25 protein-coding genes are annotated in these 22,971 nt (G+C 71.7%); 19 read left to right on the forward strand and 6 right to left on the reverse strand.

Annotated elements, in window-relative coordinates; translation table 11 throughout:
• The first annotated feature begins 4 nt into the window (after positions 1-4).
• The 10 genes from DFJ66_RS26910 (at position 5) to DFJ66_RS26960 (ending at position 8,278) form a co-directional block, all read left to right on the forward strand.
• A complete protein-coding gene (locus DFJ66_RS26910) occupies positions 5-430 on the forward strand; it encodes a hypothetical protein (RefSeq protein ID WP_121224978.1) in 426 nt (141 codons plus the stop codon).
• A gap of 150 nt (positions 431-580) precedes the next feature.
• Positions 581-898 carry a WXG100 family type VII secretion target gene (locus DFJ66_RS26915; protein ID WP_121224980.1) on the forward strand — a complete coding sequence of 106 codons (318 nt, stop codon included), beginning with the start codon at positions 581-583 and terminating at the stop codon, positions 896-898.
• 73 nt (positions 899-971) lie between these two features.
• Positions 972-1,259 carry a WXG100 family type VII secretion target gene (locus tag DFJ66_RS26920; protein WP_121224982.1) on the forward strand — a complete coding sequence of 96 codons (288 nt, stop codon included), beginning with the start codon at positions 972-974 and terminating at the stop codon, positions 1,257-1,259.
• A 286-nt stretch (positions 1,260-1,545) separates the two neighbouring features.
• Positions 1,546-1,989 carry a 50S ribosomal protein L13 gene (gene rplM, locus DFJ66_RS26925; protein WP_121224984.1) on the forward strand — a complete coding sequence of 148 codons (444 nt, stop codon included), beginning with the start codon at positions 1,546-1,548 and terminating at the stop codon, positions 1,987-1,989.
• 26 nt (positions 1,990-2,015) lie between these two features.
• Positions 2,016-2,546 carry a 30S ribosomal protein S9 gene (gene rpsI, locus DFJ66_RS26930; RefSeq protein WP_121231792.1) on the forward strand — a complete coding sequence of 177 codons (531 nt, stop codon included), beginning with the start codon at positions 2,016-2,018 and terminating at the stop codon, positions 2,544-2,546.
• Positions 2,547-2,663: 117 nt separating this feature from the next.
• Positions 2,664-3,998, forward strand: coding sequence for a phosphoglucosamine mutase (glmM, locus tag DFJ66_RS26935; RefSeq protein ID WP_121224986.1), 1,335 nt, complete (start codon positions 2,664-2,666; stop codon positions 3,996-3,998).
• A 23-nt stretch (positions 3,999-4,021) separates the two neighbouring features.
• Positions 4,022-4,255 carry a hypothetical protein gene (locus tag DFJ66_RS26940; protein ID WP_121224988.1) on the forward strand — a complete coding sequence of 78 codons (234 nt, stop codon included), beginning with the start codon at positions 4,022-4,024 and terminating at the stop codon, positions 4,253-4,255.
• A 158-nt stretch (positions 4,256-4,413) separates the two neighbouring features.
• Positions 4,414-4,716: a hypothetical protein gene (locus DFJ66_RS26945; protein ID WP_121224991.1), complete on the forward strand. Its 303-nt coding sequence runs from the start codon at positions 4,414-4,416 to the stop codon at positions 4,714-4,716.
• Positions 4,716-7,814, forward strand: coding sequence for a WXG100 family type VII secretion target (locus DFJ66_RS45130; RefSeq protein WP_170199678.1), 3,099 nt, complete (start codon positions 4,716-4,718; stop codon positions 7,812-7,814). Before DFJ66_RS26945 ends, DFJ66_RS45130 begins: the two co-directional genes overlap by 1 nt.
• A complete protein-coding gene (locus DFJ66_RS26960; protein ID WP_121224993.1) occupies positions 7,811-8,278 on the forward strand; it encodes a hypothetical protein in 468 nt (155 codons plus the stop codon). The genes DFJ66_RS45130 and DFJ66_RS26960 overlap by 4 nt, the downstream gene beginning before the upstream one ends.
• Positions 8,279-8,354: 76 nt before the next feature.
• On the opposite strand, the gene DFJ66_RS26965 is transcribed toward DFJ66_RS26960, so the two are convergent.
• Positions 8,355-9,170, reverse strand: a complete 816-nt coding sequence (locus DFJ66_RS26965) for a dienelactone hydrolase family protein (protein WP_121224995.1) — start codon at positions 9,168-9,170, stop codon at positions 8,355-8,357.
• A 134-nt stretch (positions 9,171-9,304) separates the two neighbouring features.
• Between DFJ66_RS26965 and glmS the strand changes: the two genes are divergently transcribed.
• The 5 genes from glmS (at position 9,305) to tsaE (ending at position 15,314) form a co-directional block, all read left to right on the forward strand.
• Positions 9,305-11,167, forward strand: a complete 1,863-nt coding sequence (glmS, locus tag DFJ66_RS26970; protein ID WP_121224996.1) for a glutamine--fructose-6-phosphate transaminase (isomerizing) — start codon at positions 9,305-9,307, stop codon at positions 11,165-11,167.
• A gap of 20 nt (positions 11,168-11,187) precedes the next feature.
• Positions 11,188-12,588, forward strand: coding sequence for an NAD(P)H-hydrate dehydratase (locus DFJ66_RS26975; protein ID WP_121224998.1), 1,401 nt, complete (start codon positions 11,188-11,190; stop codon positions 12,586-12,588).
• Positions 12,589-12,649: 61 nt separating this feature from the next.
• Positions 12,650-13,750 (forward strand): alanine racemase, encoded by a 1,101-nt coding sequence (gene alr, locus DFJ66_RS26980; protein ID WP_121225001.1) that lies wholly within the window; start codon positions 12,650-12,652, stop codon positions 13,748-13,750.
• Entirely contained in the window at positions 13,747-14,850 is a 1,104-nt protein-coding gene (locus DFJ66_RS26985) for an alpha/beta fold hydrolase (RefSeq protein WP_121225003.1), read from the forward strand. The genes alr and DFJ66_RS26985 overlap by 4 nt, the downstream gene beginning before the upstream one ends.
• Positions 14,832-15,314, forward strand: coding sequence for a tRNA (adenosine(37)-N6)-threonylcarbamoyltransferase complex ATPase subunit type 1 TsaE (gene tsaE, locus DFJ66_RS26990; RefSeq protein ID WP_121225005.1), 483 nt, complete (start codon positions 14,832-14,834; stop codon positions 15,312-15,314). Before DFJ66_RS26985 ends, tsaE begins: the two co-directional genes overlap by 19 nt.
• A gap of 748 nt (positions 15,315-16,062) precedes the next feature.
• Here tsaE and DFJ66_RS26995 read toward each other — a convergent pair.
• The 5 genes from DFJ66_RS26995 to DFJ66_RS27015 form a co-directional block, all read right to left on the reverse strand.
• Positions 16,063-17,277: a carboxyl transferase domain-containing protein gene (locus tag DFJ66_RS26995; RefSeq protein WP_121225007.1), complete on the reverse strand. Its 1,215-nt coding sequence runs from the start codon at positions 17,275-17,277 to the stop codon at positions 16,063-16,065.
• On the reverse strand, positions 17,274-18,599 hold the full coding sequence (locus tag DFJ66_RS43630) for an acyl-CoA synthetase (protein ID WP_121225009.1): 1,326 nt from the start codon (positions 18,597-18,599) through the stop codon (positions 17,274-17,276). The genes DFJ66_RS26995 and DFJ66_RS43630 overlap by 4 nt, the downstream gene beginning before the upstream one ends.
• A gap of 67 nt (positions 18,600-18,666) precedes the next feature.
• A complete protein-coding gene (locus tag DFJ66_RS27005; RefSeq protein WP_121225011.1) occupies positions 18,667-19,323 on the reverse strand; it encodes a hypothetical protein in 657 nt (218 codons plus the stop codon).
• 174 nt (positions 19,324-19,497) lie between these two features.
• Positions 19,498-19,806: a thioredoxin family protein gene (locus DFJ66_RS27010; protein WP_121225013.1), complete on the reverse strand. Its 309-nt coding sequence runs from the start codon at positions 19,804-19,806 to the stop codon at positions 19,498-19,500.
• Positions 19,794-20,165, reverse strand: coding sequence for a MerR family transcriptional regulator (locus tag DFJ66_RS27015; protein WP_121225015.1), 372 nt, complete (start codon positions 20,163-20,165; stop codon positions 19,794-19,796). The genes DFJ66_RS27010 and DFJ66_RS27015 overlap by 13 nt, the downstream gene beginning before the upstream one ends.
• Before the next feature lie 82 nt (positions 20,166-20,247).
• Here DFJ66_RS27015 and tsaB point away from each other — a divergent pair, with 82 nt between their 5' ends.
• The 4 genes from tsaB (at position 20,248) to DFJ66_RS27035 (ending at position 22,966) form a co-directional block, all read left to right on the forward strand.
• The gene (gene tsaB, locus DFJ66_RS27020; RefSeq protein ID WP_121231794.1) at positions 20,248-20,919 is read left to right on the forward strand and encodes a tRNA (adenosine(37)-N6)-threonylcarbamoyltransferase complex dimerization subunit type 1 TsaB; all 672 of its coding nucleotides are present in this window, start codon (positions 20,248-20,250) and stop codon (positions 20,917-20,919) included.
• Complete coding sequence (gene rimI, locus DFJ66_RS27025) at positions 20,916-21,374, forward strand: ribosomal protein S18-alanine N-acetyltransferase (RefSeq protein WP_121225017.1); 459 nt, start codon at positions 20,916-20,918, stop codon at positions 21,372-21,374. The genes tsaB and rimI overlap by 4 nt, the downstream gene beginning before the upstream one ends.
• The gene (gene tsaD, locus DFJ66_RS27030; protein ID WP_121225019.1) at positions 21,367-22,419 is read left to right on the forward strand and encodes a tRNA (adenosine(37)-N6)-threonylcarbamoyltransferase complex transferase subunit TsaD; all 1,053 of its coding nucleotides are present in this window, start codon (positions 21,367-21,369) and stop codon (positions 22,417-22,419) included. Before rimI ends, tsaD begins: the two co-directional genes overlap by 8 nt.
• A 127-nt stretch (positions 22,420-22,546) precedes the next feature.
• On the forward strand, positions 22,547-22,966 hold the full coding sequence (locus tag DFJ66_RS27035) for a hypothetical protein (protein WP_121225021.1): 420 nt from the start codon (positions 22,547-22,549) through the stop codon (positions 22,964-22,966).
• The last annotated feature ends 5 nt before the right edge of the window (positions 22,967-22,971 follow it).

The following is a 22,971-nucleotide window of genomic DNA, read 5'->3' on the forward strand; positions in this document are numbered from 1 at the left end:
TGTGATGACCGGCATCCCGGAGGCGTTCGCCAGGTTCCGCTCCGATGTCGAGGCGGCGGTGACCAGAGGTCGGCGGGCGGCGTCGGCGGCGTCTGCGGCGAACGCGGCCCAGCGCAACCGGAACCGCGAGCTGGCCGACCAGGCTCGGGCCAAGCAGGTCCGGCCCGAAGCCCAGCGGCCGACCTCCGAGGACGTGCGGCGGGTGGCCACCGGGTTTCGGGAAGACCACGGGTTGCCAGTCGAGCGGTTGCCTTCCGGTGCCGAACTGCTCTCGCCGCCGGAAGAATCGCAGAAGCGAACGGACGCGAATGCAAATTCCGCGCCGCCACCGCCGATGACCGGTGCGCGGGCCGTCGCCGGTCCGAGTGGTCAGCTGCCGCCCGAAAGGGGCGATGACGAGGACTTTTCGCAAGCGCGAATCCTCTACTGAGCCGTCTCGCTGCGGGGTTCCGTTTACTAGCGCAACTACTTCCGAAGAAGTCGCGACAGGGTGGAACCGATCGTGGCAGGGTCTGCGTCGGAAGGGGCGTACCAAGCGAGAACGGGTACGGCCTAATCGCTACGAAGGGGGTATCTCCCAATGGCTGGTTACACCACTGGAACCGACGAGCTGGTCCAGGCTGCCAAGGACATCATCTCGGTCGACGAGAGCGTTCAGGGCATCCTGAGCCAGGTCCGCGGCACCGTGGACCAGGTCAGCGCGAGCTGGCAGGGTGCGGCGGCCACCGCGTTCAACACGCTGATGACGCGCTTCGACGAGGACGCCCGCAAGCTCCAGGAGGCGCTGCGTGGCATCGCCGAGCAGATCAGCGGTACGGCCGACATCTACGCCCGTCAGGAAGAGGAGCAGAACTCGTCCATGAGCAGCCTGACCAGCCGCCTCGCCGGCGGGTTCTGAGTCGCTCGGACTGCTTCGCCAGCATTCTCTTTCCATCCAGCTTCGGCAGTACCAATAGTCTTTAGGGGAGAAAATGAACGACCACATCAAGGTCAGCTTCGCCGAACTCGGCAACGCCGCCGGCTCCATCAGCTCCCAGGCGGGCCAGGTCGAGCAGCAGCTCGAGGACCTGAAGAGCCGCCTCCAGCCGATCATCAACCTGTGGGAAGGTGCGGCGTCCGAGGCCTACATGGAGAAGCAGCGCGCGTGGGACACCGCCGCCGCCGACCTCCAGTCCGTGCTCGCCTCCATCGGTGTCGCCGTGCAGCAGGCCACCGAGGCCTACCAGGCCGCCGAGCAGCAGAACCTCAAGCGCTGGTGACTCGCGTCACCACAGTGTGACTCGCGAGACCCCCGGGCTCTTCGAAGGCCCGGGGGTCTCGCCCTGTTCCGGACGGTCCCGCAACGGTCGTCCGGGCGTGTTCAGCCCGGTTGGCGGGGGTCGTTTTGACCCGGACGTGGGCCTACCGGTATCTTCTTACGTTGTTGTGCGGTACCCGGTGCGCTTCCGCGTGCCTCGTGTTCTGGTCCACCTGCCCGTCTGGGGTGTCTGGAGCCTGAGCAGCCGCCGCAATGACCCCAGACGCAAGTGACGACGAGGTAGACCCGTGCGCACGTACAGCCCGAAGCCCGGCGAGGTGACCCGAGCCTGGCACGTGATCGACGCCCAGGACGTGGTGCTCGGCCGGCTCGCCACCCAGGCCGCGACGCTGCTGCGCGGCAAGCACAAGCCGACTTACGCCCCCCACGTTGACACCGGTGACTTCGTCATCATCATCAACGCGGACAAGGTGGCGCTGACCGGCAACAAGCGTGACCAGGAGTTCGTGTACCGGCACTCCGGCCACCCGGGCGGTCTTCGCCAGAAGTCGTTCGGTGAGGTGCTCGACACCCGGGCCGACCGGCTGGTCGAGAAGGCCATCAAGGGCATGCTGCCCAAGAACCGCCTCGGCCGTGTGATCGCCGGCAAGCTCAAGGTCTACACGGGCCCGACCCACCCGCACGCGGCGCAGCAGCCGCAGCCGTTCGAGATCAAGAAGGTCGCCCAGTGACCGAGCCGTACTCCGAGGAAAACGACGTGACCACCCCTGAGGTCGAGACCGAGGCCGTCGAGGCGGAGACCGCCGTCGACGCCGTCGAGTCCGATGTCGACGGTGCCGAGGACGAGGCCGCCGAGCCCGCTCCCGCGCCCGTCGTGCGCCCCGTGCTCAGCGCCGGCGCTCACCACCTCGCGCAGACCGTCGGCCGCCGCAAGGAGGCCATCGTCCGCGTGCGCCTGCTGCCCGGCACCGGCAAGTTCACCCTGAACGGGAAGTCCCTGGAGACCTACTTCCCGAACAAGGTGCACCAGCAGCTCATCCGCGAGCCCCTGGTGACGACCGAGAAGCCGGAGACGTTCGACGTCATCGCGAACCTCAGCGGCGGCGGCATCACCGGTCAGGCCGGCGCGCTGCGCCTCGCGATCGCCCGCGCGCTCGTCGCCGTGGACTCCGAGGACCGCCCGGTGCTGAAGAAGGCCGGCTTCCTCACCCGTGACCCCCGGGTCAAGGAGCGGAAGAAGTACGGCCTCAAGAAGGCCCGCAAGGCGCCTCAGTACAGCAAGCGCTGACCTCGCGGTCGGCACCAGAGCACTACCCTGCGGGAGCAGCCAGTTCTTCGTCGAACTGCTGCTCCCGCAGTGCGTTCCGCCCAATGTTGTGTGGTTCATCACGGAGGTCAGGCGATCATGGGTCGGCTGTTCGGCACTGACGGTGTGCGTGGTCTGGCGAACGCCGACCTGACCCCGGAGCTGGCGTTGTCGCTGGCTGCCGCCGCGGCCCGCGTGCTCGCCGAACACGACCGGTCCCACCGCCCGGTCGCCGTGGTCGGCCGCGACCCGCGGGCCAGCGGCGAGATGCTGGAGGCCGCCGTGGTGGCGGGGCTCACGTCGGCGGGTGCGGACGTGCTGCGGGCGGGTGTCCTGCCGACGCCGGCGGTCGCGCACCTGGTCGCCGCGTTGGGTGCGGACGTCGGCGTGATGATCTCCGCCTCGCACAACCCGATGCCCGACAACGGGATCAAGCTGTTCGCGGCGGGCGGGCACAAGCTGCCGGACTCCGTCGAGGACGAGATCGAGCAGAAGATGGGCGCGCTGGAGCACCGCCCGACCGGCGCGGGCATCGGCCGCGTGCGGGACGTCGAGGACGCCGAGGGCCAGTACGTGCAGCACCTGCTGAAGGTGACGCCGCACCGCCTGGAGGGCCTCAAGGTGGTCGTGGACTGCGCGAACGGCGCCGCCTCCGTGGCCGCCCCGGACGCCTACCGCCGCGCGGGCGCCGAGGTCGTCGAGATCCACACCCACCCGGACGGCCTGAACATCAACGACGGCTGCGGCTCCACCCACCTCGAGCAGGTCCGCGCGGCGGTGCGGGAGCACGGCGCCGACCTGGGCATCGCGCACGACGGTGACGCGGACCGCTGCCTGGCCGTGGACGCGGACGGCAACGACGTCGACGGCGACCAGATCATGGCGGTCCTGGCGATCGCGATGAAGGAGTCCGGCGAGCTGACCGACGACACCCTGGTCGCCACCGTGATGAGCAACCTGGGCCTGCACCTGGCGATGCGGGAGCACGGCATCACGCTGCGCACCGCCGCCGTGGGCGACCGGTACGTGCTGGAGGAGCTGCGCGCCGGCGGGTACGCGCTGGGCGGCGAGCAGTCCGGGCACGTGGTGCTGCCCGCGCACGCCACCACCGGCGACGGCCTGCTCACCGCGCTGCGGCTGATGGCGCGCATGGCCGAGACCGGCAAGCCGCTGGCCGAGCTGGCGGGCGTGATGCGCCGGCTGCCGCAGGTGCTGGTGAACGTCGTGGTCGCGGACAAGGCGCGGGTGGCGAAGGACACGGCGGTCAGCGAGGCCGTGGCGGCGGTGGAGGCCGAGCTGGGCGACACCGGCCGCGTGCTGCTGCGCCCGTCCGGGACGGAGCAGCTCGTGCGGGTGATGGTGGAGGCCCCCACCCACGAACTGGCGGAGTCGGCGGCGCAGCGCTTGGCGGGTGTGGTTTCCTCGGTGGGCTGAGTTCACCGGTCCGGGGGTGCTTCGTGTTTCGCATCGGGTTCATCCCGCTCGCTCTGCTGTTGCTGATCGTGGTCGCCGTGGTGGTCCTCGTCGTGGTGATGGTGAAGAAGAGCAAGAGCCGTGCGCCGCAGCACCCCTATGGCCCTCAGCAGCCCTATGGGCAGCAACAGCCGTACGGGCAGTTCGGTCAGCCGGGGCAGTACGGTCCGCCGCCGGGCCAGTTCCCGCCGCCTGGACAGGGGCAGCCGCCCCGCTAGGGCACACCGCGTTTACACCTGCAAGGAACGCGTCCGAACAGGCGTCGGGACGTCCCGCAGGCTGCCACGATGGGAACCGGGCGCCGAAGCGTCACGTCGTAACGGACGAGTTCGGTAGAGGGTCGTGGCCGTCGCGCCACGGAGGGGAGTGAAGCGCCGTGGCCGGTTACGGCACCAGTACCGAGGCCATGCAAAAGGCCTCGAAGGCCATTTCCGACGCCGCCAAGGACACGGCGGAAGACCTCAAGAAGGTCGGCCAGACCGAAACGACCGAAGCCGATTTCGGTGAGGCGCACAAGGCGCATTTCGCCAAGTACAAGTCGGGCATCGAGAACTTCGGCAAGGGCATCACCAACATGTCCACGACCATCGGGTCCTTCGCGGGCAAGATCGCCGCCGGCGCCTCGACCTACGGTGACGTCGAGTCCCAGAACGCCGGCAACGTGGGGAGCAAGTACTGATGGCCGAGCCGACCTGGGAAGAAGTGAAGGCTGTCCTCGACGACCCGAACGTCTCCGAGGACAAGAAGCAGTCGTTGATGGAGGCCTACGGCTTCCGCCACTTCAACCTCAACGACGAGCAGGAGAAGTACGCCGACCGCTACGACGTCACCGAGACGTGGAAGTACGGCGCTCTCCCGAACTTCAGCAGCAAGCAGCTCGAAGACCGGATGGCCGAGGCCAAGGCCGAGTCCGAGACCAAGAGCTACAACAGCCGCGAGCAGACCAAGGCCGTCAACGAGGGCAAGACGGCGTTGGACGGCAAGCAGCCGCCGTCGGCGTCCGGTGTGGGCACGAAGAACTCCAACGAGCTGTTCGACGTCGGCAAGGCGGGCCTGAAGGTCTTCGAGAAGTTCCTGCCGATCTGGAACAACCGGCCCGGCGACTGCCTCGGCAACACGACCAACCTGGACTACGGCAACCACATCGAGAAGCCCTACAACGAGCAGCGCGGGATCGACTTCCACAAGCTGCTCGCGGAGGCCGACGAGTTCAGCTCGGCCAAGGCCAAGGTCGACGAGATGCGCGGGGACGTCGACGCCCAGCTCAAGGGCCTCTACGGCGAGTGGAAGGGTCAGGCGGCCGACAAGTCGCACGAGCACTACAGCGACCAGATCGTCCCGAAGATCACCGAGTTGAGCGACGGCCTGAACGGTGCGGCCGAGCTGACCCGGACCGCGGTCACCGGCGTCTTCCAGCTCTGCAAGAGCAAGGCGGACGAGGTCCTGGAGATGTACCGGGAGCAGATCGGGCAGGCGGACACGTACATGGCCGAGAAGGTCGTGTCGTTCGCCCGCGGCGAGGGCGACTACAGCAAGGACCGGGTCCGGGAGATCGCCGGCTGGGTCGACTCGAAGATGGGCAGCAACATCGCCGATCGGCTCAACGACGACGACTGCAAGCTGAACGACGAGAACAAGAAGTACGCGATCGACCAGTGCAAGCGGTGGATCCAGCAGTCGTTCAACGTCGAGTTCTGGGGGCTGTACACGCAGTTCAAGAACTTGAACGAGACCACGAAGTCCTCCGTGGACCAGAAGTGGGAGACGTTGTCCTCCTACATGGCGGGCTTCGAGAACCCCTTCCCGGCCGCGTCCGGCGGTGACGACAAGGGCGGCAACGACGGGAACGGCAACGGGAACGGCAACGGCAAGGGCACCCCGCCCGGTGGTGGCGGCACCCCGCCCGGCGGCGGTGGCATGCCCGGCGGTGGCGGCACGCCCGGTGGCGGCGGCATGCCGGAGGTCCCCAAGCCGGAGAACCCGCTGGACAAGGACGGCGACGGCAAGCCCGACGACGTCAAGATCCCCGGCGACACCGACGGCGACGGCAAGATCGACGACCTGGACGGCGACGGCAAGAAGGACGACCTCGACGGCGACGGCAAGCCCGACAAGCTCAAGGGCGAGGAAGAGCCCGAGACCGTCACCATCAAGAGCGGCGACAACGAGATCAAGGTCACGGAGCCGGACGAGCGCGGCCACGTGCAGATCACCGTCGACACGCCGACCAGCGAGCCGAAGACCTACGACGTCGACTTCAGCAACAACCCCGACGCGCTCAAGGCCCTGACCGGCCAGAACGGCGGCGCGGCGCTGGCGGGCGCGCTGGCCGGCGCGACCCCGGTGTCCGGGAGCACTCCGACGCCCGGCGGTGGCACGCCCGGTGGCCCGGGTGTCGGCGTCACGGCCGGCGGCGGCGAGGGTGGCGCGATCCCGGTCGAGGCGGGCGCGGACGGCAAGGCGCTCATCGAGTTGGACGGCCTGGCGATCACCGCCGAGGTCGACCCGCTGACCGGCGAGATCAACCTGACCGTGGACAACGGCGACGGCACGCCCGAGGAGTACGGCGTCGAGTTCGGCGAGGACAAGCCGGACGACGGCAAGGCGGGCATCCCGACCATCCCCGACGACGTGACGACCCTGCCCGCCGACGTGACGCCGGGTCAGCCGGACGTGCGGGCGATGCCGTTCGAGGGCGGTGCGGAGACGCTCATCGGGCAGGAATCCGGTGCCGCGGTGGGCGCCGCGATGGGTGGCCCGGTCGGCGAGCCGTTGATCGCGTCCCCGGAGACCGGCTTCGGCGGCGGGTTCGGGCAGGAGGGTGGCTTCAGCGGTGGCCCGACGGCTCCGGACCCCGGGTTCGGCGGGTTCGGCGAGGGTGGCTTCAGCGGCGGTCCGACGGCTCCGGACCCCGGGTTCGGCGGTTTCGGCCAGGAGGGCGGCTTCAGCGGTGCGCCGACCGCTCCGGACCCCGGCTTCGGCGGCGGGTTCGGGCCGGGTGGCGGCGCGGAGCCGTTGATCGGGCAGCCGACGCCGGCGGTCGGGTTCACCGACCCGGCGGGTGTGGCGGCCGACCCCGGCTTCGCGCCGGGCCAGGGCGGGCCGGGCCAGGGTGGTCCCGCCGGCGGTCCGATCGGTGCTCCGATCGGTGGTCCCGGTGGCGGGTTCGCGCCGGGCGGTCCTGGTGGCGGGTTCGCGCCGGGCGGTCCCGGTGGTGGCTTCGGTCCTGGTGGCGGGTTCGCGCCCGGCGGTGGTCCGGAGTTCGGCCAGGGCGGCGGCTACGGCCAGGGCGGCGGCGGCTTCGGCGGTGGCGGTCCGCAGTTCGGCCACCACGAGCCGGGGTTCGTCGCGCACGACACCAGCGGCACGACCACGACGTCCGGTGCGTCGGTGTTCGGCGCCGGCGGCGGGCCGACCGGGTTCGGCGGTGCGGACTCCGTGTGGGGCGCGCCGGCGTCGGACAACACGTGGAACAGCCCGTCCGGGAGCGCCGACCAGGGTCTGGCGTCCAGCATGAACACCTCCGAGGCGGGTCAGGCGGGTTCGGCGTCGCTGCCGTCCATGACCGACTCGCACGGCCAGCAGTCCGGGTCGCCGATGGCCGGCGGCATGATGGGCGGCGGGATGCCGATGGGCGGCGGCATGGCGGGCGGCGGTCAGCAGGGCGGTGGCGACACCGAGCGCAGCCCCGGCCAGTGGCGCACCACCGGCTCGCTGTTCGACGACGACGCGAGCCTCAGCCGCGTCCAGGGTGTGCTGGGTGAGGAGGGTCGATGAGCGCGTCCGCTGAGCGCCTCGCCGCGGCGCTGAGCCGCATGGACCAGATCGACCGGGAGGCCGCCGACCGCCGTGAGCTGCGGGAACGGCACGCCCGGGAGGCGCGGGACAAGGCGGGTGACGCCTTCTCCAAGCAGGCGTCGATCGCGGAGAAGACGATCGAGCGCATCCAGGAGGCGGGCAAGGCCCAGAAGGCGGCCGGCGGTTGGGGCACGACCGCGGCGACCCAGAAGAAGGGCGGCGAGTTCCAGTTCGGCACGGAGGACGACGAGCCGACCTACGAGGCCCAGCAGCAGCCCGGCTACGGCTGGTCCTCGGGCGGCCCGGCGGCCCCGGTGACCCCGCCCCCGCCGGTCGCCCCGCCCGCTCCGACGCCGCCACCGCCCCCGGCCCGGCCCGCACCGCGCAGGCCCGCGCCCGTGGACGACGACGACGATTTCGGTGGCCAGAGCTGGCTCACCTGAGCCGACCGACCTGAACGACGACGGCCCCCGCCTCACACGGCGGGGGCCGTTGCCATGTCCGTTGGACGCTCGCGAGTCAGCGCAGGGTCAAGGCGGCGCGTTGGTAGGCCAGCGGGGCGTTCTTCACGTCGGACTCCAGCAGGACGTCCCACTTCTTCTCGCCCTTCAGGACCCGCAGCAGGAACGCCGTGAGCAGCGCCCGCGCCAGGCGCTGGGCCGACCGCTCGCCCTTGCCGTCCAGCAGCAGCTCGCTCCAGTGCCGCCCCTCGGCGAAGCCCAGGTGGCTCGTCTTGGGCAGCAACCGGTACTGGACCGGCCCGGTCCACGCCTGCGCGATGGCCTCCGCGTGCCCGACCGGCGGGGCGATGCGGTCCTCGGCGGCGGCCAGGTGGAGGCCCGGCACGGTCACCCGTCGCGCGGCGTCCAAGGCCGAAGGTCGGACCTCGGATGCGGCCAACGTCACCACGGCCCGCACGCGCTGGTCGTCGGCCGCCGCCAGGACCGCCGCGCCGCCGCCCATCGAGTGACCGGCGACGGCCAGGCGGTCCGGGTCCACGCTGATGTCGCCCTCGCCCAGGCGGACGCCGGTGCAGACGTCCAGCGCGGTGCGGAGGTTGCCGGCCAGGAGCCGGGACGACATGAGCGGCCCGCGCTGGGTGCCGGGGGCCGCCGCCACGATGCCCCAGGACGCCAGGTGGCGCAGCAGCGCCCGGTACCGGGTGACCGGTTGCAGCCAGCCGTGGCCGAACGCGACGGCGGGCAGGCCCAAGCCGGACGCGGGTGTGTAGACGAGACCGGGCAGGCCCACCAGGGCCAGGTCGCCGCGCAGCACCGGGTGCCCGCCGGGCTTGGACAGCTGGTCGAGCACCTGCTTCGCCGAGTAGCCGCTCACCGCGTGAACGGTAGTCGATCGCCGCGAACCCGCGCACGCGCCGATTGGTCTACACCAATAAGCGCGCTGACCTGGGCGAACCCGGCGAAGTGGCCCGTTCGGGTGACGCCGCTGGTCTGGTTACGCTGTGCGGCGTGTGCGGAATCGTGGGATACGTGGGCCACCGGCCGGCGCTGGACGTCGTCCTCGACGGGCTGCGGCGGCTGGAGTACCGGGGCTACGACTCGGCGGGTGTCGCCGTGCTGGACGGCGAAGGCGGCCTGGCCGTCGAGCGCAAGGCGGGCCGGCTGAGCAACCTGGAGGACCGGCTCGACGAGGTCGGCCGCGCGGCGTTCACCGGCACCGCCGGCATGGGCCACACGCGCTGGGCCACCCACGGCGCCCCGATCGACCGCAACTCCCACCCGCACCGCGACGTGACCGGTCGGGTCGCCGTCGTGCACAACGGGATCATCGAGAACTTCGCCGCCCTGCGCGCCGAGCTGGAAGCGCGCGGCGTCGAGATGGCCAGCGACACCGACACCGAGACCACCGCCCACCTGATCGCCTTCGCCTACGCCGAGGGCGACACCGCGGGCGACCTGCCCGCCAGCGTGCGCGCCGTGGTCCGCCGCCTGGAGGGCGCGTTCACCCTGGTGGTGACGCACGCCGACCAGCCGGACACGGTCGTCGCCGCCCGCCGCTCCTCGCCGCTGGTGGTGGGCGTGGGCGAGGGGGAGACGTTCGTCGCCTCCGACGTGTCCGCGTTCATCGAGCACACCCGCGAGGCCGTCGAGCTGGGCCAGGACCAGGTCGTCGTGATCACCCGCGACGGCTACGAGGTCACCGACTTCGACGGCGAGCCGGCGCAGGCCAAGCCGTTCACGGTGAACTGGGACCTGTCGGCCGCCGAGAAGGGCGGCCACGAGTACTTCATGCTCAAGGAGATCGAGGAGCAGCCCGAAGCGCTGGCCAACACCCTGCGCGGGCACTTCGCCGGCGGCCGGATCGTGCTGGACGAGCAGCGGCTGTCCGACCAGGACCTGCGGGACGTGGACAAGGTCTTCGTCGTGGCCTGCGGCTCGGCCTACCACTCGGGCCTGGTCGCCAAGTACGCCATCGAGCACTGGACCCGCCTGCCCGTCGAGGTCGAGCTGGCCTCGGAGTTCCGCTACCGCGACCCGGTGCTGGACCGCGACACGCTCGTCGTCGCCGTGTCCCAGTCGGGTGAGACGGCCGACACGCTGGAGGCCGTGCGGCACGCCCGGTCGCAGAAGGCCCGCGTGCTGGCGGTGTGCAACACCAACGGCGCGCAGATCCCGCGCGAGTCCGACGCCGTGCTCTACACGCACGCCGGTCCGGAGATCGGGGTCGCGTCCACCAAGGCGTTCCTGGCCCAGATCGCCGCGAACTACCTGGTCGGCCTGGCGCTGGCGCAGGCGCGCGGCACCAAGTACCCCGACGAGGTGGCCCGCGAGTTCCACGAGCTGGAGGCCATGCCGAAGGCCGTGCAGCAGGTGCTGGGCACCGTCGGCCAGGTCCGCGAGCTCGGCCGCGAGCTGGCCGACTCGAAGGCCGTGCTGTTCCTGGGCCGGCACGTCGGCTACCCGGTGGCTCTGGAAGGCGCGTTGAAGCTCAAGGAACTGGCGTACATGCACGCCGAGGGCTTCGCGGCGGGTGAGCTCAAGCACGGTCCGATCGCGCTGATCGAAGAGGGCCTGCCGGTCGTCGTGGTGATGCCGTCGCCGAAGGGCCGGGCGGTGCTGCACTCCAAGCTGGTGTCCAACATCAGCGAGATCCAGGCGCGCGGGGCGCGGACCATCGTGATCGCGGAGGAGGGCGACGAGACGGTCCGGCCGTTCGCCGACCACCTGATCGAGGTACCCGCGGTGTCGACGCTGCTCCAGCCGCTGGTGTCGACGGTGCCGTTGCAGGTGCTGGCGGCGGAGATCGCGCGCAGCCGGGGCTACGACGTGGACAAGCCGCGCAACCTGGCCAAGTCCGTCACCGTGGAGTAGTCGCGCCTAGGCTTTCCGCCATGCGGGGACTGTGGACCACCGAGCGGGTCAAGGCGGCCGAGGAACGGGTCATGGCGCGGGTGCCCGAGGGGGCGCTCATGCGGCGGGCGGCGTTCGGCGTGGCCACGGTGGCGCTGGAGGTGCTGGCCGGGCGTCGGCGGGTCGGGCTGCTGGTCGGCGCGGGCAACAACGGCGGCGACGCGCTGTGGGCGGGCTACTTCCTGCGCCGGCGCGGGGTCGCCGTGTCCGCGGTGCTGTTGAACCCGGCCAAGGCGCACGCCGCCGGGTTGGCCGCGTTCCGGCGGGTCGGCGGTCGGGTCGTCGAGCGGTTGACCGGCGTGGACCTGGTGATCGACGGCATCGTCGGCCTGTCGGCCCGGGGTCCGCTGCGGCCCGACGCCGCCGAACACGTGGCGCACCTCGACGCGCCCGTGCTGTCGGTGGACCTGCCCAGCGGGGTCGACCCGGACACCGGCGCGGTGCGCGGTCCGCACGTCCGGCCCGCGGTGACGGTCACGTTCGGGTGCCTCAAGCCCGTGCACGCGCTGGCCGACTGCGGCGAGGTGCGGCTGGTGGACATCGGCCTGACGCCCGAACTGGCCGGGCCGGACCTGCTGGAACTGGAGGTCTCCGACGTCGGCGCGGCGTGGCCGGTGCCGGGGCCGACCGACGACAAGTACACCCAGGGCGTGACCGGGATCGCGGCCGGGTCGGCGACCTACCCCGGTGCCGCCGTGCTGGCGACGGGCGCGGCGCTGCTCGCGACCTCCGGCATGGTCCGGTACGCGGGCGCGGCGGCGGAGGGCGTGCGGGCGCGGTGGCCGGAGGCCATCTGCACGGGCACGATCACCGACGCCGGGCGCGTGCAGTCGTGGGTGGTCGGGCCCGGGCTGGGGACGGGGCTGGGCGCGGAGGCCGTGCTGCGGTCCGTGCTGGAGGTGGGCGTGCCGGTGTGCGCGGACGCGGACGCCATCACGATGCTCGCCAACAACCCCGACCTGTGGGACGCCCGCGACCCCGACACCCCACTCGTCCTGACCCCGCACGACCGCGAGTACGAACGCCTGGCCGGCGAGGTGGGCGACGACCGGGTCGCCGCGGCCAAGCGGGCGGCCGACAAGTTCGCCGCGGTGGTCCTGCTCAAGGGTCACACCACCGTCATCGCCTCCCCGGACGGCCGCGTCCTGGTCAACCGCGCCCGCTCGTCGTGGGCGGCGACGGCGGGTTCGGGCGACGTCCTGTCCGGCCTGATCGGCGCCCTGCTGGCCGCCGGCCTGGACCCGCTGCTGGCCGCCGGCTGCGCGGCCCGCGTGCACGTGTTGGCGGCGGAACTGGCCGCCGACGGCGCACCGATCCCCGCCACTTCGCTCTTGGCGGCGGTCCCGGACGCCATCCGCGCGGTGCGCCCGCTGACGGCCTGAGCCCGCCGGCGGCGGCACCGGGCGGGGCCGCGCCGGACCCTGTGTCACCATGAACGGTGTTATGGCTGCTCCTCGCGCTGAGGTCGTGATCGACCTCGACAACCTCCGGCACAACGTCGCCCTGCTGGCCGGCCTCGCGCCCGCCGCCGCGACGATGGCCGTCGTCAAGGCGGACGGGTACGGGCACGGCGCGGTCGAGGTGGCGAGAGCGGCCCTGGAGGCGGGGGCGACCTGGCTGGGCTCCTGTTCGCTGGACGAAGCCCTCGTGCTGCGCAAGGCGGGCATCACCGCGCCCACGCTGGCCTGGCTGGACCTGCCCGGCACCGACTTCGCGCCCGGGATCGAGCAGGACGTCGACCTGTCCGTCGCGAGCGTCCGCCAGTTGTGCGAGGTCGCCGAGGCCGCGACAAGGGTCGGGCGGACCGCGCGCGTCCACCTCAAGATCGACACCGGCCTGTCCCGCAACGGTTGCCCGCCCGACGAGTGGCCCGCCCTGGTGGAGAAGGCCGCGCGGACGCCCGAGGTCGAGGTGGTGGCCGTCTGGTCGCACCTGGCCTGCGCCGACGAGCCCGGCCACCCCGCCACCGACGCCCAGGCCGAGCGGTTCGACGACGCCTACCGCGCCGCGCTCGCCGCCGGCCTCGACCCGATGCGGCACATCGCCAACTCGGCCGCCCTCCTCACGAGAAAAGACCTGCACTTCGACCTGGTCCGACCCGGCATCGCGATCTACGGCCTCAACCCCGTCCCCGACCCGTTCGACCTGCGCCCGGTCATGACGTTCCGCTCCACGGTCGCCCTGACCAAGCGCATCCCGGCCGGCGAGTCCGTCTCCTACGGCCTGAGCTGGACCGCCAAGACCGACACCACCCTCGCGCTCGTCCCGGTCGGCTACGCGGACGGCGTGCCGCGCAGCCTGTCCAACCGCATGCACGTCCTCCTCGCCGGCAAGCGGCGGCCCGTGGTCGGCCGGGTGTGCATGGACCAGGTCGTCGTGGACTGCGGTGACGACCACGTGGTCGAGGGTGACGAGGTCGTCCTGTTCGGCACCGGTGAGCACGGTGAGCCGACCGCCCGCGAGTGGGCCGACACCACCGGGACCATCGACTACGAGATCGTCACCGGCATGTACCGGCCCCGCGTGACCAGGACCTACCGGTGAACACGCTGTGGAAGGCCGTCGGCTGGGCCGGCGGTGTGCTGGGCGCGGCGGCGACGGGGGTCGCGGTCGGGGTCGCGGCGAACCACAAGAAGGTCGCCAAGGACCGCCGGCAGGACGACCCGCTGGCCGACGAACCCCTCGGCAAGCTCACCCCGAACCGCGAGTCCACGGTGGCCGCCGACGACGGCGTCCCGCTGTCGGTCGAGGAGGTCGACCCGGCGGACGGCGGCAAGCCGGACCTGACCGTCGTCCTCGTGCACGGCTTCGCCCTGGACCGCCGCTGCTGGCACTTCCAACGCCGTGACCTCGCCACACTCACCGAACCCCGGGTCCGCCAGGTCCTCTACGACCAGCGCGGCCACGGCCGGTCGGGCCGGGGCGCCGCCGAGGCCAGCACCATCGACCAGCTCGCCCGCGACCTCGACGAGGTGCTGCGCGCGCTCGTCCCGACCGGCCCGATCGTGCTGGTCGGCCACTCCATGGGCGGCATGACGATCATGGCGCTGGCCGAGCAGCAACCGGAGCTGTTCGCCGACCGCGTCCGGGGCGTGGCCCTGGTCGGCACGGCGGCGGGCGCGGTCGGCGGCGCGGGCCTGCCCAAGAGCGTCCTGTCCCGCTACAACCCGGTCACCCTCGGCGTCGGCCGCCTGGCCGGTCTCCAGCCGGGCCTGGTCGAATGGGTCCGGCGCCGCGCGAGCACGCTCACGTGGAGCGGCATCCGGGCGTTGGCGTTCGGCGACCCCAAGGTGCCCGCGTCCCTGGTGGACCTCATGGAGCAGATGATCGACGGGACCACCGTGCAGGTCCTCACCGACTTCCTGGAAACCTTGGGCACGCACAACCGGTACAAGGCGCTGGCCGGCCTGCGGCACTGCGAGGTCCTCGTGATCAGCGGCGACGCGGACAAGCTGACGCCGTTCTCGCACGCCGAGCGGATGTCCGAGGAGATGCCGCACGGCGAACTGGTCCGCGTCCCGGGCGCGGGTCACATGGTGATGATGGAACAGCCCGACCTGGTGACGGGACACCTGGTGGGCCTGGTTCGGCGCAGTGCCGTCGAACGGGTGGAAAGCAGGCGGCGGTGGTGGCGACGAGCGTGACCCTCCCCAGGGTGGAGGACACGGAGGAGTTCGGGCGCGAGCTCGGCGGACTGGTGCGCGGCGGCGACCTGCTGCTGCTGGCCGGCCCCCTGGGCGCGGGCAAGACGGCACTGGTGCGCGGGCTGGCCGACGGCCTGGGCGTGACCGGCCGGGTCAGCTCGCCGACCTTCGTCATCGCCCGCGTGCACGAGCCGTCCCCGGAGGGCCGAGGCGTGCCGCTGGTGCACGTCGACGCCTACCGCCTGGGCGGTCACCTGGACGAGCTGGACGACCTGGACCTCGACACCGACCTGGTGGACGCGGTGGTGGCGGTCGAGTGGGGCGAGGGCCTGGCCGAGCGCCTGTCCGAAGACCACCTCCTGATCCGCCTGGAACGCCACGACAACGACATCCGAACCGCCCACCTCATCCCCCACGGCTCATGGACAACCCGCGAACTACCCAAGGGCCCGGTAACCGCCTAGCCCACAGCGCGCCTCTTCGGCGAAGCCGACAAGCGGCAGTCCACCCGCTTTGCCGGGTGGCAGTCCACCGGTGAGGACACAACCCAACTTGGGCTTCTTGCTTTTGTCATCTCCGTATGGCCTGCCCGAAGGGCTACCACATTTTCCAGGGGTTGCCGCCGAAAGTTTTGCGAGGAACGAGCAAAAGTTTTAGCGGCAACCCCTGGAAAATGTGGTAGGCTCCGCCAGGTCATACGGAGATGGCAAAAGCAAGAAGCCCCCGCAGTGGCAGTTGGGTCATCTTTGGTGGCCTGCCCGCCGGCGAGGCGCTTTTAATCTTTGAACCGGAACGCTTCGCTCTCAAGCCGAACGCGCTGCGCGCTCTTAAGATCAAAAGATCAAAAGCGGCGCTCGCCGCGCGGCAGGCCGCCAGCGGGGGGTGAAGGGCGTCGGTTCCCCCGCCGTATGGCCTGGCGGAGCCGACCACAGATTTGCCGGGGTGCCGCTAAAACTTTTTGCTCGTTCCTCGCAAAAACTTTCGGCTGCACCCCGGCAAATCTGTGGTAGCCCTTCGGGCAGGCCATACGGCGGGGGAACCGAGGCCCTCCACCTGTGGTTGAGACCACCACACAAAAGCGCGCTACGCGCGCCGGGAAGCGAAAAGCCGCGCTGCGCGTGTCGGAAAGCGAAGAGCCACCCTGCGCGCGTCGGAAAGCGAAGGCGCGGCTTGGCGGCGGGGGCTGCGCGAGGGTGACCTGCGCGATCCTGCCTAAGGCTCGGCGATTCCCCGCACGACCCCCAATCGCACCAAATCCTGCGGTCGCAGCCGCAGGTCGTTGGTCAGCTCACGCACGTCCCCGCGCTTGAGGATCGCGGCAGCCAGCTCCGGCGCGATCACCGAGAAGTACGCGTCCGGCGCGATCCACGTGTGCTCGGGCGCGGACAACGCCAGCGCCCCGCCCGACCCGCCCTCCCCCACGACCAACGTCGTGATCGGCACCCTCGCTTCCGCGACCACCCCGAACAGCTCGGCGATGGCCGCGCCCACCCCGGCCCGCTCGGCGGCGGAGTCGTTGGCCGCTCCGGGTGTGTCCACCAGGGTCAGCACGGGCAGTGCCAGCCGTCCGGCCAGTCGGATCAGCCGGCTGGCGGTTCGGTATCCGGCGGGGGTGGTCGCGGTGCCGGTTTGGGCGATGTACACGACCGATCGGCCGTGCCGCCGGCCGATGCCGCACAGCAGTCCCGGATCGACGCCGCCGGCTCGGTCGCCGCTGAGCGGGATCCGGTCCTCGAAGTAGTCGTCCAGGTACCGGGCGGCCCGTGGTCTCGTTGTCGACCGGGCCCGTTCGACTGCGCTCCACCCGTCCGCCGGCAGGTCGACCGCGCCCAACGCCCGTGGCACCTCGGCCGGCACCGCCGACCCGCCCGCCAGCAGCGGCAGCAACCGTCGGACCAGGCCGGCCACGGCGTCCTCGGGCACCACCAGGTCCACGACGCCCGCCGCGAACTGCCCCTCGGCGGTGTAGGCCGGACCGTCCTCCGGCCGCACCCGCCGCCCGGCGAACCCGACCTGCGCGCCTTCGACGCCCACCACCACGTCCGCGCCGGCGCCCAGCGACGCCCACAGCCCGCCGGTGGTTGGGTCGCGCAGCACCGAGACGTGTGGCAACCCCGCCGCCCGGTGCGTCGCGCACAGCCGCGCCACCCGCTGGAGCTGCCGCAGCGACAGCATCCCCTCCTGCATCCGGCTGCCGCCGGTCGCGATCGAGGACACCACCGGCAGCCCGCGGGTCCGCGCCTCGCCGAACGCCTCCTCGATCACCGCGCCGGCCGCCGTCCCGACCGACCCGCCGAGGAACCGGAAGTCGAACGCGACCACCACCGCGTCGCCGTCCCGCCGCCACGACACGGATTCCGCGCTCCCGGTCCGCTCGCGCGCCCGCCGCAGCTGGTCGTCGTACCCGGGCCAGCCGAGCGGGTTCACCGCAGCTCCCGCTTCAACACCTTGCCCATGTCGTTGCGCGGCAACGACTCCACGAACCGGACCACCCTCGGCCGCTTGTGCGGCGTCAGCAACCGGGCCACGTGGTCGGCCAGCTCGTCGCCGGTCGGCGCGACCCCGCTGGGCACGACCCACGCGACCACCCGCTCGCCGAGGTCGTCGTCCGGCTCCCCGGTGACCGCCACCTCGGCGACACCGGGGTGCTCCAGCAGGGCGTTCTCGATCTCGCCCGCTCCGATCTTGTAGCCGCCGCTCTTGATCAGGTCGGTGGCCCGCCGTCCCACGATCCGCAGGTACCCGTCCGGCTCGACCACGGCGAGGTCCCCGGTCCGGAACCACCCGTCCACGAAGGCGTCGCGGGTGGCGTCGGGGCGGTTCAGGTACTCCAGGAACAGGTTCGGCCCCCGGACTTCGATCTCGCCCGGCTCGTCCCCGACGACCCGCACCTCGACGCCGTCCAGCGGCAACCCGACCGTGCCCGGCCGCCGGTCCCCGGACGCCCGCACGCTGGTGTTCATGAGCGTTTCGGTCATGCCGTACCGCTCGACCACCCGCTGCCCGGTCAGCTCCGCCACCCGCTCGTGCACGGTGGCCGGCAACGCCGCCGACCCGGACACCAGCAGCCGGGCCTTCGCGAACGCCCCGGCGTGCTCGGGTGCGTTCACGATCCGGTGGTACATCGTCGGCACCCCGAACATCATCGTGCCCACGGACGCCATCGCCTCGGCCGCCGCCTCGACGCTGAACGTGCCGAGGTGGTGCACCGTCCCGCCCCGCCGCAACGGCCCGAGCACCCCGATGCCGAGCCCGTGCACGTGGAACAGCGGCAACCCGTGCACCACGACGTCGTCGGCGGTCCACTCCCAGGCCGCGGCCAACGCGTCGAGGTTCGACGCCAACGCCCGCCGGGGCAGCACCACGCCCTTGGGCGGCCCGGTCGTGCCCGAGGTGTAGACGATCAACGCCGGCGCTTCCCCGTCCGGCTCGGGCAACGGCACCTCGGCCCCGGACGGCAGTTCCCGGTCCACCACCAGGTCGGGCGCGCTGTCGGACAGGATGTGCGCCAGCTCCCGCTCACCCACCTTGGGGTTGAGCGGCACCACCGGCACCCCGGCCAACAACGCGCCGACCACCACCACGCAGGTCCGCACGTCCGACCGCGCCCACACGGCGATCCGCCGCTTCCCGACCAGCCCGTACGCCACCTGCCGCGCCTGCGCGGCGAGCTCGGCGTAGGTCAACTCGTGGCCGGGGAACCGGATGGCCACCTTGGACGGCGTCGAAACCAAAGCGGGCAGCAGCATCCGCCCACCTTGACCGGGAACACAGCCGACCGCACCCCCACTGTGCTCCGGACCACCCCGCGGACCCCTAGGACTTGATCAAGATCGAGGTCTCGGCCATGAGCTTGGCGGCGGGCGGCTGCGAGGACGTCACGACATCACGTTCGCCGTTGGGCGCGGGGGTCGACCGCTGGGCGTGGCGGACCCGGTTGTTGGTGAGCACTCGCGTCAGGGTGCTGTCGGCCAGGTAGACCTGGAGGTCCGCCCGCGTGCCCGGTCCACTCGTGATGCCGAGGTAGGGGCACTGGAACGAGCCCGCCTGCACGTCGATGGTGCACGGTCCGTCTTGCTGGAAGTACGTGGAGTTCCCGCTTTGGCTGACCAGCCGCACATAGGGCCATAGCGTCTCGCCATTGCAGACGCGGCCCTTCACATCACCTTTGACCGCGAGTGTGCGCGCATCCTCACTCCTGACCTGTTGGTCTCGACGCGGCTCGAATATGACCCCGCTCGCCTTGCATTCCTCCGCGAAGTCCGTCGGTCGGCCACGCACTGTGAATCCGAGGACGCCGCTGCCGAGCAAGGCCACGACGGCGCAGAGCGCGGCCACCTTGGACTGGTGTCGGCGCAGGTAGAAGACCACCAGGCAGGTGCTGACGATCAGAGCGGTCGCGCTCAACACCATGGCCACTGTCGTCGCGCCCTCCTTCGAGAGCGCGACGACCGCGGCGGTGTCCGCGACCACGCCGTACGAACAAAAGAAGATCGAGCCCGGAAACCCCGATCTCGCGGGCTCCGTGTTCTGCGGGATGTCTTCACCGCTGGTAATCGCCCCTCGCTTCGCCTCAAGCGTTCCGCGCGGCCGTGGATCTGGAAGCCGACGAGGCTAGCGCAGTTCAGGAGCGAGTCGTGTGGGACCTCAGCCGATGTGCGGCTCCAGCCACTTCAGCAGCTGCGCCTTCGGGCGCGCCCCCACGAGCTGGGCCACCAGCGCCCCGTCCCGGTACAGCTGCAAGGTCGGCATCCCCATGACCCCCAGGTCCCGGGCCGTCCGCGGGTTCTCGTCGGTGTCGATCTTCGCGAAGGTCACCGACTCCAGTTCGGCGTCCAGCTCCGCCAGCACCGGCTCGATCATCCGGCACGGCGGGCACCAGCTCGCGGTGAACTCGACGAGCACCGTGTCACCGGCAACCGCCTCACCGAACGTCTCATCCGTCAACGTGCGCACGGCCGACTCCTCTTCTCCGCCTCCGCCAACTGCGTGCGCACCCGGCTCCGGGCGGCCTCCAGCCGCTCGATGCACTCGTCCAGCTCGGCGAGCTTGCGCCGGTACACGGCGACCGACGCCGGGCACGAGTCGCCGCTGGCGTGGCCGTCCCGCAGGCACTCCACGAACGGCCGGGTGTCCTCCAGCGCGAAACCGATGCCGGTCAGCGACCGGATCTCGGTCACCAGCCGCAGGTCGGCCTCGTCGTACTCGCGTTGCCCGTTCGCCCCGCGCCGGGCCGTCAGCAGCCCCAGCGACTCGTAGTAGCGCAGTGCCCGGGTGGTCGTCCCGCCCCGCCGTGCCAGTTCTCCGATGCGCACGTTGCCGATCCTCCGCCTTGACGCCCACGTCAAGTCCAGTGTGCTTCAGGCCACCCGCCCGACACCCGTACCCTTGACCCTCGTGCTAGTGCTCGCCTTGGACACCGCGACCCCCGCTGTCACCGCCGGAGTGGTGGAGCTGACGCCCGACGCGCCGCCCCGCCTGCTCGCGCAGCGGGTGACGGTGAACGCGAAGGCGCACGGCGAGCTGCTGACACCCCACCTCCAGGAGGCCCTGGCCGACGCCGGCCACACGCTCAAGGACCTGGACGCCATCGTCTGCGGCTCGGGACCCGGCCCGTTCACCGGCCTCCGCGTGGGCCTGGTCACGGCCGCCGCCCTCGGCCAGGCGCTCAACCGGCCGGTCTACCCGGTGCCCACGCCGGACGCCATCGCGCTGGACGCGGCGACCGGCTCGCCGCTGCTGGTCGCCACCGACGCGCGCCGCAAGGAGGTCTACTGGGCCGCCTACGACGCCGCCGGTCGCCGCACCGACGGCCCGCACGTGGACAAGCCCGCGGACGTCCTGGCCAAGCTGCCCGCCGTGACCGCCGCCGCGGGGGAGGGCGCGGAGATCTACGCCGACGTCCTGGGCCTGCCCACCGTCGACGCCCGCTACCCGTCGCCCACGTCCCTGGTCGCGGCCGCCGCCGACGAGCTCCTGGCCGGCGCCCGCCCGGCCGCGCTGACCCCGCTCTACCTGCGTCGACCCGACGCCGTGGAACCGGTGGGGCGGAAGCGGGTGACGAAGTGAGCCCTCGGACGGTCACGATCGCCCCGCTGCGCCACGAGGACGCCAGGCGGTGCGCCGAGATCGAGCAGGAGCTGTTCCCCGGCGACGACCCGTGGAGCGAGAACGCGTTCCACAGCGAGCTCGACAACGGCAACTTCTACGTGGGCGCCTACTTCGAGGACCAACTGATCGGGTACGCCGGCCTGGCGCTCACCGACTTCGAGTCCAGCGTCCACACCATCGCGGTCGACCGCGGGTTCCAGGGCGGCGGTGTCGGCAAGACGCTGCTGCGCACCCTCCTGGCCAAGGCCGACGAGCTCGGCCTCCCGGTGTTCCTGGAGGTCCGCACGGACAACGTGCCCGCGATCTCGCTCTACCTGGCGCACGGCTTCGAGCACCTGGGCGTGCGCCGCCGCTACTACCAGCCGTCGGGTGCCGACGCGTACACGATGGGAAGGCCCGCGAACCGTGACTGACCGGCTCATCCTCGGAATCGAAAGCTCGTGCGACGAGACGGGCGTCGGCATCGTCCGGCTCGGCCCGGACGGGGCGCTGGAGCTGCTCGCCGACGAGGTCGCCTCCAGCGTCGAGGAGCACGCGCGGTTCGGCGGCGTCGTCCCGGAGGTCGCGTCGCGCGCCCACCTGGAGGCGATGGTGCCGACCATGCGCCGCGCGGTGGAGAAGGCGGGCATCGAGCTGTCCGACGTCCACTCGATCGCGGTCACCGCCGGTCCCGGCCTGGCCGGTGCCCTGCTGGTCGGGGTGAGCGCCGCCAAGGCCTACGCCGCCGCCCTCGACAAGCCGCTCTACGGCGTCAACCACCTCGCCGGGCACGTCGCCGCCGACACGCTCCAGCACGGCCCGCTGCCCCAGCGCTGCCTCGCGCTGCTGGTCTCCGGCGGCCACTCCCAGCTCCTGCTCGTGGAGGGTCTGGCGGAGAAGATCACCGAGATCGGCTCCACCGTGGACGACGCCGCCGGCGAGGCCTACGACAAGGTCGCCCGGCTGCTGGACCTGCCCTACCCGGGCGGTCCGCCCATCGACAAGCTGGCCAAGCAGGGCAACGGGTGCGCCATCGCGTTCCCGCGCGGCCTGACCGGTCCGCGGGACGCCAAGTACGACTTCTCCTTCTCCGGCCTGAAGACCGCCGTCGCCCGCTGGGTCGAGCGGCAGGAGCGGGCGGGCGAGGAGGTCCCGCTGGCCGACGTGGCGGCGTCGTTCCAGGAGGCGGTGGCGGACGTGCTGACCGCCAAGGCGATCCGGGCGTGCAAGGACCTCGGCGTGGACACCCTGGTGATCTCCGGCGGGGTCGCGGCGAACTCGCGGCTGTCGGGCCTGGCGGCCGAGCGGTGCGCGGAGGCGGGCATCGAGCTGCGCGTGCCCCGGCCCCGGCTGTGCACCGACAACGGCGCGATGATCGCCGCCCTGGGGGCGCACCTGGTGGCGGCGGGCGCGAAGCCGTCCCCGCTGGACCTGTCCACCGTGCCCGGCCTGCCGGTGGGCACGGTCCAGATCTTCTAACCCGAACAGCGGAAATTTCTAACCCGAACGGGCTAACGAACGGTGTGACCGGGGCGACATAACGGTGTCAGGGGCCGCCCCGCCCTGCCCCGGCGACCACACCAACACCCCCGACGGGAGCGATCCCATGCGCAGATTCCTCGTCGCGTTGACCGCCGCGGTCAGCGCGCTGCTGTTCCTCGTGCCGGCGGCGAGCGCCGGCAGCGCCCACTTCGTCAAGAACGCCTTCGAGATCTCCCGCTCCGGCAACTCCCTCACCGTCAGCGGCAAGGAAGCCGGCCTGGGCAACCTGGCGCAGGTGCACATCGTCGTCACCGCGACGGCCGCGTGCCTCAACCCCGGCGGCAACTTCCCGAAGGCCGCGAACAAGCAGAGCCTGGCCTCCGAGGGCGACTTCCCGGTGCAGAACGGCAAGGCCGACTTCTCGCTGACCCTCACCGCGACCTTCCAGCCCAACTGCTCGCCGCCGATGTCCGTCGTCTTCGGTGACGTCACGGTCACCGACACCACCAACGGCATCTCGTTCACCTTCCGCGGCACCTTCTGACCGCC

Origin of the sequence: Saccharothrix variisporea (genome assembly GCF_003634995.1) — a bacterium.
Taxonomy (GTDB): domain Bacteria; phylum Actinomycetota; class Actinomycetes; order Mycobacteriales; family Pseudonocardiaceae; genus Actinosynnema; species Actinosynnema variisporeum.